Source organism: Candidatus Equadaptatus faecalis (genome assembly GCA_018065065.1).
Classification (GTDB): Bacteria; Synergistota; Synergistia; order Synergistales; family Synergistaceae; genus Equadaptatus; species Equadaptatus faecalis.
Genome location: JAGHTZ010000001.1, coordinates 24,621 through 36,441, shown reverse-complemented (window position 1 = coordinate 36,441; position 11,821 = coordinate 24,621). Strand labels below are relative to the sequence as shown.

The 11,821-nt window shown below is 51.5% G+C and carries 12 protein-coding genes; 9 read left to right on the top strand and 3 right to left on the bottom strand.

Going from position 1 to position 11,821, the window contains the following annotated elements:
* Window positions 1–588: 588 nt before the first annotated feature.
* Window positions 589–1,599, bottom strand: a complete 1,011-nt coding sequence (locus tag KBS54_00165; GenBank protein ID MBQ0054553.1) for a TIGR00303 family protein — start codon at window positions 1,597–1,599, stop codon at window positions 589–591.
* A gap of 119 nt (window positions 1,600–1,718) precedes the next feature.
* Between KBS54_00165 and KBS54_00160 the strand changes: the two genes are divergently transcribed.
* The 9 genes from KBS54_00160 to KBS54_00120 are packed head-to-tail and all read left to right on the top strand — an operon-like array spanning window position 1,719 to window position 10,157.
* The gene (locus KBS54_00160) at window positions 1,719–2,351 is read left to right on the top strand and encodes a V-type ATP synthase subunit D (protein MBQ0054552.1); all 633 of its coding nucleotides are present in this window, start codon (window positions 1,719–1,721) and stop codon (window positions 2,349–2,351) included.
* 22 nt (window positions 2,352–2,373) lie between these two features.
* Window positions 2,374–2,715: a hypothetical protein gene (locus KBS54_00155; GenBank protein MBQ0054551.1), complete on the top strand. Its 342-nt coding sequence runs from the start codon at window positions 2,374–2,376 to the stop codon at window positions 2,713–2,715.
* The gene (locus KBS54_00150) at window positions 2,712–3,806 is read left to right on the top strand and encodes a V-type ATPase subunit (protein MBQ0054550.1); all 1,095 of its coding nucleotides are present in this window, start codon (window positions 2,712–2,714) and stop codon (window positions 3,804–3,806) included. The genes KBS54_00155 and KBS54_00150 overlap by 4 nt, the downstream gene beginning before the upstream one ends.
* Window positions 3,797–5,563, top strand: a complete 1,767-nt coding sequence (locus KBS54_00145) for an ATPase (protein ID MBQ0054549.1) — start codon at window positions 3,797–3,799, stop codon at window positions 5,561–5,563. The genes KBS54_00150 and KBS54_00145 overlap by 10 nt, the downstream gene beginning before the upstream one ends.
* Window positions 5,564–5,623: 60 nt before the next feature.
* Window positions 5,624–6,046: an ATPase gene (locus KBS54_00140; protein ID MBQ0054548.1), complete on the top strand. Its 423-nt coding sequence runs from the start codon at window positions 5,624–5,626 to the stop codon at window positions 6,044–6,046.
* Window positions 6,047–6,057: 11 nt separating this feature from the next.
* On the top strand, window positions 6,058–6,369 hold the full coding sequence (locus tag KBS54_00135; GenBank protein MBQ0054547.1) for a V-type ATP synthase subunit F: 312 nt from the start codon (window positions 6,058–6,060) through the stop codon (window positions 6,367–6,369).
* Window positions 6,366–6,983 carry a hypothetical protein gene (locus KBS54_00130; protein MBQ0054546.1) on the top strand — a complete coding sequence of 206 codons (618 nt, stop codon included), beginning with the start codon at window positions 6,366–6,368 and terminating at the stop codon, window positions 6,981–6,983. Before KBS54_00135 ends, KBS54_00130 begins: the two co-directional genes overlap by 4 nt.
* A gap of 14 nt (window positions 6,984–6,997) precedes the next feature.
* Entirely contained in the window at window positions 6,998–8,794 is a 1,797-nt protein-coding gene (locus tag KBS54_00125) for a V-type ATP synthase subunit A (GenBank protein MBQ0054545.1), read from the top strand.
* The gene (locus KBS54_00120) at window positions 8,787–10,157 is read left to right on the top strand and encodes a V-type ATP synthase subunit B (protein MBQ0054544.1); all 1,371 of its coding nucleotides are present in this window, start codon (window positions 8,787–8,789) and stop codon (window positions 10,155–10,157) included. Before KBS54_00125 ends, KBS54_00120 begins: the two co-directional genes overlap by 8 nt.
* Before the next feature lie 75 nt (window positions 10,158–10,232).
* Here the strand turns inward: KBS54_00120 and mscL are convergent, their stop codons facing one another.
* Both mscL and KBS54_00110 read right to left on the bottom strand, forming a co-directional pair.
* Window positions 10,233–10,673, bottom strand: a complete 441-nt coding sequence (mscL, locus tag KBS54_00115; GenBank protein MBQ0054543.1) for a large conductance mechanosensitive channel protein MscL — start codon at window positions 10,671–10,673, stop codon at window positions 10,233–10,235.
* Window positions 10,674–10,699: 26 nt separating this feature from the next.
* The gene (locus KBS54_00110; protein ID MBQ0054542.1) at window positions 10,700–11,614 is read right to left on the bottom strand and encodes an ABC transporter ATP-binding protein; all 915 of its coding nucleotides are present in this window, start codon (window positions 11,612–11,614) and stop codon (window positions 10,700–10,702) included.
* Window positions 11,615–11,821 lie beyond the last annotated feature (207 nt).

Below are 11,821 nucleotides of genomic sequence, written 5' to 3'. Positions count from 1 at the left end.
TGTTACAAATTTCTTATTCTGTGAACATTACAGTGCAGAGAGTGACGGGGAACAGAATTGTTGTTTTTAATCCTGTTCCGGCTCGGTGGTTTTGAAACGTTGGGACGGCTTAGCAGAGCCTGCAATTCCTTTCGTTTCCTGCTAAAGCTTCCGGGTTCTGCCACTTTTACGCATTACGTGATGCGCGCACCTTCGGTGGTAAGCCCGCTGCCTTTACGGCTGCAGGGTTTAAGCACTTCGGTAACGTTCTCCGGCGGAGTTCGGGCTTAAGCTCTTATACGCGAGGCCTCTGTGACCAAGGTGTGGGCAGGGAAAGCAAGAGCCCTGCGGCTTCGGAGGAAAATGAACGGTGCTCCCAGTAAGAAGTAATCCGGAGTGGCGCGAAAGCGCCGCTGTCAGCTGTCGGCTATCAGTGCCCGAAAGGGCTATGTTTATTGTACCAAAATTCTGCTGTCGGCTGTCTTTGGGCGGCTGTAAGCAAAAGTATTCAAAAAAAAAACGGGCTGAACTTATCATTCAGCCCGTTGCGCATACAGGTTATATCGTAATCGTTTCTCACGGTAATTGGTTTTCTTTGTAATTGCGCCTTTATTTTTTGAAATTCGCTTCCATGTTTTCCGTGAGCGTGTCGTACAGTTCTTCGGCTTTCTGCTGTATGCGTTCTATCGGAACGCCCTGCTGCATTGCGTACATGACTGCGCCGCCCATTCCGACCCCTTCTTTTATGTAGCCGAGCTCGTATTCGGCAAAGCCTCTGCGCGGCGATTTGCTGAAGTCAAGCGGTGCCCACCAGAGCCCGCAGCCTATTTCTTTTGCGTATTCTTCCATGCAGCTCGTCGGGTCTTTGTAGACGTATTTTGTCGTCGCGACGAGCAGAGGACGCGTTTCGCCCAAGTCTCTCAAAAGGGCGGCAACCGCAAGCATTTGCGTGCCTCCCGCCAGAGTCACGTCAATTCTTTCCGGCAATGCGCGGACAAATGCGGATACCGCAATCTGCATAGGGTCTCCGACTTCTTCGGCGGCTTTATAACCTTTGCCTTTGAGCCCTCCGATTGTTATGTTCAGTCTTTTGCTGACAGCCTGCCAAATCTCTTCTTTGAGCTGCAGGGGATTGACGGGACCGGCGGAAGATACTGTATGGTCATAGCCGAGCGCGCGAAGCAGAAGCAGCGCCGTCGTTGTTCCCCCTGGAACCGATTCTCCTATGACAATTCTTTTGAGCTGCGGCGCGAGTTTTTTTGCCAGAGCTTCCGAGCGTTTTATTATTTCTTCCGCGTTTTCCAGGGCTTTTCTGAAGCGCGGGTCTTTTCCGGGTTTCGACGCGACCGTTTCAAACGGACAGGCGGGGTTCACGGAGTTTCCCGCGCAGACGACGAGATACGGCAGTTTTGCTTCGTCAATTGCCGCTTTCGTTATTATTGTCGGCGACGGGTGCCCCTGCGGATCTACGGGTATTGTGCTGACGCAGCGCGGTTTTCCGAAGTGAAGCACGTCGGCGTCCGACGGTGCTGTGTAGCGCAGCGCGTTGACGTCGGCACCGGCAGCCGAAAGCCCGGGTATTTTTGCAAGCTCTGTCTCTCCGATAAAGACTGTGAACACGTCTCATTCATCCTTTGTTTTTTTCAATTTTCTGTTTATATTTTATCATAAATATGGTAAAGTAAATGCGTGTAGAATGTTATTGCAGAGCAGTTTATCTTTGACCGGGAGGGTTTTTGATGCCTGTAAAATTTGCCCCCACGCGGGGAGATTTTGTGAAACTGAAAAACTCTATATCGGCAGCACAGTCCGGCCGCGATCTGCTTGACCAGAAGCGGCAGGTCTTGATGTTTGAGCTTGCCTCCCGCACCGATGCGGCAAAGAAAATTCAGGCTGAGGCGGCAGAGGTTTTCCGCGAAGCATACGACGCTCTTCAGAGAGCAACAATATCCCTCGGGATTGAGGTTGTTGAGGATATCGTGCAGTCCGTCCCTGAAATTCAGGATTTGACAGTGCGTTTTCATTCCGTAATGGGTGTTGAAGTTCCGGAAATCGAGCCGCCGGCAGAGCTCCCTGCAAAGCCGTGCTGCTCTTTTCTCGGTTCTTCCGGAGCGGCTGACGAAGCATACGCAAAGTTCCGCAGGGTTTCCGCCCTGCTTGCGAAGCTTGCCGAGACGGAAGCCGGCATCTGCCGTCTTGCGGCTCAGATGAAGAAGACCCACCGCCGCATAAATTCGCTTGACAAGATAGTAATACCTTCAGAACTGAATCAGCTGAAATTTATTTCCGACGCGCTTGAGGAGAGCGAACGGGAGGATTTCACGCGCATGAAGAGCGCACAAAAGCTGTCGGTTCAAAGAAAACAGCAGTAAAATTCAGGAGGAATGCCGACCTATGAGCAGTCTTGAAAAAACGCTTGCCGCACTTCTGGAAACTGAGGCGGAGGCAGAGAATATTGTCAGAAGCTCTGCGGCCGAGGCAGAGTACCGGCTGCTTGAGGTTAAGAAAAATTTTGAGCTGCTTCGCGCAGAGCGCACGGAACAGGCGAAGCACAGGGCAGAGGAAATTGTCCGCACCGCGCAGGCGTCCGCTTCCGAAGAAGCAGGGCGTTATGCAGAGCTTTGCGCAGAGAAACGCAGGGAGTACACCGCGCGTTTTGAGAAGGAGCTTGAGCCTCTGCTTGATTCACTGACTGAAAATTTTGCGTCGGAGTACGTAAAGAGGTCGGCTGAGTGACGCTTCACACCGCCGTTTCGTCAACCGCGATACGGGCACACGTCCGCCACGGCAGGCTGCTTGCCGCAGATGAGTTGTGGACTCTGCTGCACTGCAAATCGTCTGCCGAGATAACGGAGTTTCTTAAGGGAACGGAAGCGTATGCCGTCCCGCTGCAGTTCCTTGATTCTTCAACGGCGCACCGCGGCAATCTTGAAAAGCAGCTTCGTTCGTCGCTGCTTAAGGAAGCGGAGTTTTTTGTTTCGGGGCTTGAGGGGGCGCGCAGGAAATTTTTCGCAGACTGGCTCGGCTGGTTTGAGACGGAGCAGCTGAAAAGGATTTTCCGTTTTGTCCGTTCGCGGCATATTGACGAGCAGACGCTCCGCTACAAGCTTACGCCGCTGCCCTGCTCCGAGCTTGATTACGACGCGCTGGCAGGCTGCAGAAGCTATTCAGAGCTACTTGCCGCGCTTGAAAAATCCAGATACGCCGATGCGGTCCGGCAGCCTCTGCAAAGGCTGGAAGCAGGTGAGACAGATTCTGTTCTTGAGCTTGAGACAGCGCTGGATCATTTTACGGAAGTGTCGGTTTTTAACGATTTGAGTACACTGGACAAGACGGAGAGCAAATATCTGACACCTCTGTTCGGCTCGCGCATTGATCTGCTTAATCTTTATATTCTGCACAGATGTCTGCTCTATTACGATTTACCGCCGGACGAAATTCAGGCAGCGCTTATTCCGGCGCATTACAAGGTTACACCGGCGGATTTGAGCTTTATGGCGTCTTCACCGCCCGAGACCTACAGAAAGTATCTCAGCGAGCGTTTTCCGTATTACAGCGCTGTTTTCGCCGAGACGAGGGAGCAGTCCGAAAGAGAGCTGCGGCTTGAAATGAGAATACGGCGTTTCAACAACGCAAGCGCAGAAAAGATTTTCAGAAAAGGCGTTCCCGGTTTTCACACTACGGTATGTTACTTTACGCTGAAGCTGCACGAAATAGAAGACCTGATACGGATAACGGAGAGCGTTGATTCCGGTCTGAGCCCGCGGCTTGCGGCGGAACATCTTATAAAACCTGTTGCGGACGGAGGTGATTTTGTATGGCAGTGATAAAAATGACAGCTTTGACGCTGGTCGGGCCGCGCGGCGAAATTGAAAGCAGCGCACAGCTTTTGGCGCTCGCCGGCAACTTTCAGCCGCTGTCTCTTGACGCGCTTGTAAATGACATGAACCTCCGCTCAAAGGTGACGACCGAAACGGTCAACCCGTATGACGAACTGCTTGCAAAGATTTCTTCCGTCTGGGAAGCTTCGGGAAGACCTCTTCCGCAGCCGGTCAGCGTTCCTCCGGACAAAAATTTTACGCTCACTTCCGCAAGATACAGCGTCGATAAGGCTGTTGCAAAGTTCAATCAGCTGCAGACACAGAAACTTGCCCTGACAAACGAAAAAGCGGAGCTCGAAGCTGCGGAGAAAATTCTTTCCGCAGTGCAGGGAACCGATTTCAGCGTTTCGGAATTGATTGGCAACGAGTTTATCTGCGCACGTTTCGAACTGCTGAAACCTGAAAATTACGAACGCCTGCAGACTGCGGGCAGCGATTATACCGCAGAGATGGCAGCGGAAATCGCAAGGCAGAAAGAGGAAAACTGCAGGCAGCTTGAGACGTTTACCGAGGAAGCAGACAAACTGCTGGACGGCAGCAGGGAACAGCTCGAACAGCTTTATCTCCGGCTTTACGCCATGCAGCGCGTCTATGACGTATGCAGGGGACGCGGCGAGGTAAGCGGCCTGTTTTTCATCAGCGGCTGGCTTCCGTCCGATTCGGTTGACGAAATCAAAGCAGAGATCGAACGAGGCGCACCATCAACCTCAATTCTTTTGGACGACACGAAGGAACTGAACATCTCTGCGCCGGTTCTGCTGAAAAACAAAAGGATTTTCCGCGCTTTTCAGGATATCGTCGCTCTGTACAGCCTTCCGTCGTACGACGAGTTTGACCCGTCGGCTTTTGTCGCGCTGACTTTCGCGCTTTTCTTCGGCTTTATGTTCGGCGACGTCGGTCACGGACTTCTGATTTACTTTGCGGCGGTATGGGCGCAGAAAAAAGGATTTGCACCCCGCTCAGCCGCGTTTATCATGAAATGCGCCGCGGCAAGCTCAATGTTTTTCGGTGTTTTGTACGGCAGCATTTTCGGACAGGAGGACATTATTCCCGCGCTTTGGCTCTCTCCGATAAAAGACACAGGAAGTCTGATAGCGGCTTCGATAACCGTCGGTTTCGCAATTATTTCGGCAGGTATTCTGCTTAATATCGCGCGGCAGTTCAGGGACAGAAATTTCGGCAGTATGCTTTTTGACGGTCAGGGAATCGCCGGACTGGCGCTCTACTGGCCAGTTGCGGCGTTTGCTCTTGCACGCATAACGGATACGGGGTCGGATACGCTTCTTTTTGCTCTCAAACTCACGGCAGTGCTTTCCGTCCTGCTTATCGCTTTCAAAAGCACGTTCGCACGCCTTCTGTTTAAGGAAAAGCCGAAGTCTTCAACGGCTGCGGACGTTTTCGGAATTATAGAGGTCGTGCTTTCAATGCTTTCAAACACAGTTTCTTTCGTAAGGCTTGCGGCTTTTGCACTCAATCACGTATGCCTTTCAATGGCGGTCATAATGCTTTCCGAAATGGTGCGCAATCTGCCTGGCGGTATGTTTATGAAATTTCTGCTGCTCACGGCGGGAAACGTTCTGGTTGTTGCACTTGAAGGTCTGATTGTTTTCATACAGACGCTCAGGCTTGAATATTACGAATTCTTCGGCAAATTCTACAAGGGCGGGGGCAAGGCTTTCAGCCCTGTGCAGTGGAAAAATTAAAAGACAAAATTTTCGGCAGAATTTTGTTTACTCGGCATAAAAAATCAGGGGGTATAAGAAATGACAGGTTTATTCATCTCGGCAGCAACAGTTTTGGCTCTCGTATGCAGCGGTTACGTAATGCAGAAGAGGAATACAAAGGGCAGCACGGCTCTTTACGCAGCAATTCTCTGCATTTCCTGCCTGCTCGTTTTAGGCGGCGTAATAATGTCGTTCGCGCCTTCGGCACAGGCAGCCGAAGCGCCGTCACAGGCGGCAGGCTACGGCATCGGCGAAGGTCTCGGTTTTCTGGCGGCGGCTTTGGTAACGGCTATTTCCTGCCTGGCGGCAGCTTACACCGTTGCAAACGTCGGTTCATCGGCTATCGGTCTTATCGCCGAAAAGCCTGAAATGCTCGGCGCAACTCTTATCTATCTCGGACTTTCCGAAGGTATCGCAATTTACGGTCTTATCGTATCAATGCTGATTCTGCAAAAATTCTGATTTCGTACTGAATGAAAGCATATCTGATCAGCAGCGACAGGGATACTCTTGCCGGTATGCGTTTTGCGGGCATACGCGGCAGTCTTGTCCGTACGCGGGAGGAAGCGGACGAAGCTTTCCGCCGCGCCTGTTCAATGAAGGAACTGGCAATTCTCGCCGTTACGGAAAGGGCTGCGGAACTTGCGCCTGAAACGGTGCAGAGTCTCAGGGAACGGAACGGACTTCCTGTCGTTGTGGAAATACCTGACAGATTCGGCAGCATACACGGTGAAAATTATCTCGCAGACAGGGTACAGGAAGCAATAGGGGTGAAGATGCGGTGAAAGAAGCTTCTGTAAGCAGACTGGACGAACAGAAAAGAAAAATACTTGAGAACGCCTCTTTACAGAAACAGGCGCAGCTTGACAATGCCTCGGCAAAGGCGGGCGAATGGCTGAAAGAGGAGACCTCAAAGCTTGATGCCGAGCTTGATTTAATTGTAAAACAGGCTGAAAAACAGGCGGACGAGGAACGAAGCCTGCGTCTGCGTACCGCAAAACTGACTGAGAGCCGTGAAATGCTGAAACTGCAGAACAAACTGATGGACGAGGCGCTTGGCAGACTTGAGAGCAAATTCCGCAGTCTCAGACAGCGAAGCGATTACGTCCGTATTCTGTGCGGAATGGCGCTCGAAGCGGCAGAACAGATGAACGAAAATAAGTTTTCCGTCGTGCTCTCAAAGGATGACGCAAAGCTTGCGGACGAACTTGCCGCCCTTTTGAAAAAAACAGGGACGGATACCGTTTTCAGCGTTACATACGCGAATAATGCCCCAAAAGGCGGCATTACGCTGCTTTCAGAGGACGGGAAACGCAGAATCTGTTTTGACTGGAAAAACGCGGCTGAAAGCATGACCGATACGCTTGCTCAGCGTCTGCTTCCGGACATTCAGTCATAAGAGGAGAAACCGTTATGGATGCAAAGAACAGAACCGGCATAGTTTCCTACGTGAACGGACCTGTCGTAAAAGCCGAAAACATGGGCGGCTTCGCGGTGCGCGAGGTAGTTTACGTCGGCAGACGGAAACTTACCGGTGAAATTATCAATATAGAAAACGGCGAAGCGACGATACAGATTTATGAAGATTCGTCTGGACTGACGACCGGAGAGCAGGTCACAGGCAGCGGCGAATCAGTATCTGTAGAAGTCGGCCCGGGGCTTCTCGGAAGCTTTTTCGACGGCATAGGCAGACCTCTTGACAAACTGCTTCAGCTTCACGGCAAATACATTATGTCTGGAGCTTCGGTTTCAATGCTTGACAAGGAGAAGCTCTGGGACATTACGCCCGCCGCGAAAGAAGGCGACACGATTTCAGGCGGCTCCGTGCTTGCAACGGTGCAGGAAACACCGCTTCTTCTGCACAAAATCATGGCACCGCCGGACGCAGAAGGCAGACTCACATGGGTTGTTCCGGCAGGAAAATATGCAGGCAAAGAAACAATAGCGCGTTACATAAACACCGCAGGCAAAGAAGTTGAAATACCGATGATTCAGCGCTGGCCGGTCAGGACACCGCGTCCGTATGCGGAACGCCTTCTGCCTGACAAGCCTTTCATAACGGGACAGCGCGTCATAGACGGACTCTTCCCGATGGCAAAAGGCGGCACAGCCTGTATTCCCGGCGGTTTCGGAACAGGAAAAACCGTTACGCAGCACCAGCTTGCAAAGTGGGGCGACGCCCAGGTTGTAATATACATAGGCTGCGGAGAACGCGGCAACGAAATGACTGACGTTCTGGAGCAGTTCCCCGTTCTTGAAGACCCTCGTTCGGGGCACCCGCTTATGGAACGCACGATTCTTATCGCAAACACATCAAACATGCCTGTCGCGGCGCGCGAGGCGTCAATTTACACGGGAATAACACTCGGAGAATATTTCCGCGACATGGGCTACGACGTCGCGATAATGGCTGATTCGACCTCGCGCTGGGCGGAAGCTTTGCGCGAGCTTTCGGGACGCCTTGAAGAAATCCCTGCCGAAGAAGGTTTCCCTGCCTATCTTCCGAGCCGTCTGGCAGAATTTTACGAGCGCGCAGGCAGAGTTTTAACGCTTAACGGCAGCACAGGCTCAATAACCGTTATAGGCGCCGTTTCCCCTCCGGGAGGCGACTTCACCGAGCCTGTCACCCGCCACACAAAACGCTTTATACGCTGTTTCTGGGAGCTTGACAGAAATCTCGCCAACGCACGCCACTACCCTGCCATTTCATGGACCGATTCGTACAGCGAATACGCTGACGAGCTTTCTGATTGGTTCTGCGGGCATATCGACCCGCACTGGACGGAGAACAGAACACAGGCAAGGGCAATTCTCGCAGCCGACATCAAAATACAGCAGATTATAAATCTCGTGGGAGAAGACGTTCTTCCTGACGATCAGAGGCTTACGTCATTTGCCGCGTACCTGATTAAAAACGGCTTCCTTCAGCAGAACTCTTTCAGCAGCGATTCATGCTGTCCGCCGGAAAAGACTTTCCGGATTCTGGATACGATACTGTATTTCTACAACGGAGCCGTAAAACTCATCAAAAAGGGAGTTCCGATTTCAATCATAAAAAACGACGAATCCGTATCCGCAATAGTCAGACTTCGCGAACTTTCAGCCGAAGATGCTTCTGCCTGCGGCGAACTGAAAGTACGGATAGCGGAACATTTCCGCCGCGTCGAAGCCGAATGTTTAAAAGAAACGGAGGCTGATTTGGATGCTTAAAACTGAATACGTAGGCGTAAAGAATATCGACGGTCCGTTCGTTCTGGTGGAAAACGTATCCGGAGCAGGCTGCGGCGAGCTTGTGGAAATCATTGATTCGGACGGAAAACTCAGACACGGACAGGTTAAATCTGTCGGTAAAACAGCCGTTCTCGTACAGGTTTTCAGCGGAACAGGCAGGCTTGTCCCTGAAACGACGGCGGTGCGTTTCCTCGGCAGACCGCTGGAAGTTACTCTTTCAGAAAATATGCTCGGACGGACGTTTAACGGACTCGGAGAGCCCCGCGACGGACTCGGGACAATATACGGCGGCAAAAAAGCTGACATAAACGGACTGCCGCTCAATCCCACAGCGCGTCAGTACCCCAAAAACTGCATACACACCGGCATTTCCGCCATAGATACTCTTACAACGCTTATCCGCGGTCAGAAGCTTCCGATTTTTTCAGGCAACGGACTTCCGCACAATCAGCTCGCGGTACAGATAGCCACGCAGTCTGAAATAAGCGGGGACGAACAGTTTGCCGTTGTTTTTGCCGGAATAGGCATAAAACACGACGACGCGGCATTTTTTATGCGCGAACTCGCTGTAAAGGGAGACAGCAGCAATATAGTAACCTTCCTGAACCTGGCGGACGAACCCGTAATTGAGCGCATAGCAACCCCGAGAATGGCTTTGACGACTGCCGAATACCTCGCATACGAACTCGGGATGCACGTTCTCGTTATAATGACGGATATAACAAACTACTGCGAAGCGCTGCGCGAGCTTGGGATTGCCGCCGGAGAGGTGCCGAGCAGAAAAGGCTATCCGGCGTATCTCTATTCCGACCTTGCGTCGCTTTATGAGCGTGCAGGCATCGTCAGAGGCTCTGCCGGAAGCATAACCCAGCTGCCGATTCTTTCTATGCCGAACGATGACATAACGCATCCGATACCTGACCTGACAGGCTACATAACAGAGGGGCAGATAACTCTGTCGCGCGAGCTTGATTCAAAAAACGTGTATCCTCCGATAGGAGTGCTTACAAGCCTTTCAAGGCTTATGAAAGACAGTATAGGCGAAGGCTACACGAGGAAAGACCATCCGTCAGTTTCAAGCCAGTTGTTCGCTTCTTACAGCAGGGCGCAGGAAATACGTTCCCTTGCAGAGGTAGTCGGCGAAGACGAACTCTCCGCGGATGACAGAACCCTTCTTAAGTTCGGAGAGCTGTTTGAAAACAGATTTCTTAAGCAGGGAAAGCAGGAAATGCGCAAATTGGAAGATTCTCTCGACATTGCGTGGGAAATACTCAAAACATTGCCAAAAACAGAGCTTACCCGCGTTTCGTCCGAAGAAATTAAGGAACATATCGGAGAATAAATTACTCACAGCAATAAAAAACAGCGCCGGAAGATATTTCGGCGCTGTTTTTATTCTTTCAAGCAAATTTTAAGTCTAAAGTTCTGACGTACAGTGCGGGCAGCGCGTTGCGTCGTCCGCGATTTCGGATTTGCAGTACGGGCAGAGGCGTGCAGGTTTTGCAGGCGCTTCTTCCTCTTTCTTTTTGAAACGCATCATCGCGCGCAGTACAATAAAAATCGCAAAGGCTGATATTAAGAAATCAATCACGTTCTGAATGAACATGCCGTACGCAAGCACCGGTACTCCTGCTTCCTGCGCTTTTGCAAGGCTCTCGACAGGCGTTGAGGAAAGATTGTAGAACAGGCTGGAGAAATTGACTCCGCCGGTTACAAGACCGAGCAGCGGCGTAATAATATCGTTGACGAACGAACTGACAATCTTGCCGAACGCTCCGCCTATAACGACGCCTATTGCCAAATTAAGCACGTTGCCCTGCAATGCAAATTCCTTGAAATCCTTAAAAAATTGTTTCATTCAGTACCCCTCCGTTTTATAGTGTGTTAAAACCGTGCTGCCGAATTTTTCGGCACTGATTCAAGCAGTGCCCTTGTATAAGGGTGCTTCGGACTGCACAGAACTTTGCAGGAATTTCCGTATTCGCAAAGCCTGCCGTCCTTCATAACCATAATTTTTTCAGCCGCCGAAGCGGCAAGCATAAGGTCGTGCGTCACAAATACCAGTGACGTTCCCTGCTCCACTCTGCTTTCAAGCAGTTCTATTATATCAGTTCTTGTGGAAACGTCCTGCATTGATGTCGGTTCGTCGCAAAGCAGAAGCTTCGGGGAAAGGGCAAGAGCGCGTGCAAGCTCTACTCTCTGCCTCTGCCCGCCGGAAAGCGCAACGGCACGTGAATTCAGTATTCTTTCGCCGCGCAGACCTACGTCGGCAAGCAGTTTTTCCGCCGCTTCGCGCTGTTCAGTCTTATTAAGCAGACTGCCGGAAATAACAAACGGCTCCATAACCGCCTCAAGCGCTGTCAATCCCGGAGGCAGCGCGCCGTACGGGTCCTGAGGCACGTAGCCGCACAGTCTGAACAGCTCCGAACGTTCTTTTTCAGAAAGAATTTCCGCTCTTTTTCCGAACAACTGAACAGAGCCTAAAGACGCCTTCTGCAAACCCATCAGCGTGCGCAGAAGCGTTGTTTTGCCGCTGCCCGATTCACCGACTATCGCAAGCGTCTCGCCTTTGCGCAGATTCAGTGAAATTCCGTCAACAGCGGTGTGAGAACTTCCGTTTTTGGATTCAAAGCGCACCGTTATTTCTTCAGCGTTTACCGCAAGCCTGTCAGAAAGCGTTTCTCTCGGTTGCTTGGCAGGAAGCTCTATCGCCGCAAGCAGTTTTTTGGCGTAATCTGTCCGCGGCGCTGCGGTAAGCTCCCGTGAACTTCCTCGTTCTACAATCACTCCGTCCTTCATCACGAGCAGATTGTCTGATACGGAGGCGGCCATTGGCAGGTCGTGGGTTACAAGCAGTATCGTTATTCCTGTTTCTTTTCTCAGTTTTTCAAGCAGTTTAAGTATGCCTGCCTGGGTAATTACGTCGAGGGCGGTGGTCGGCTCGTCCGCAAGCAGAAGCTGCGGAGAACAGGCAAGAGCGCAGGCGATAGCAGCACGCTGCTTTTG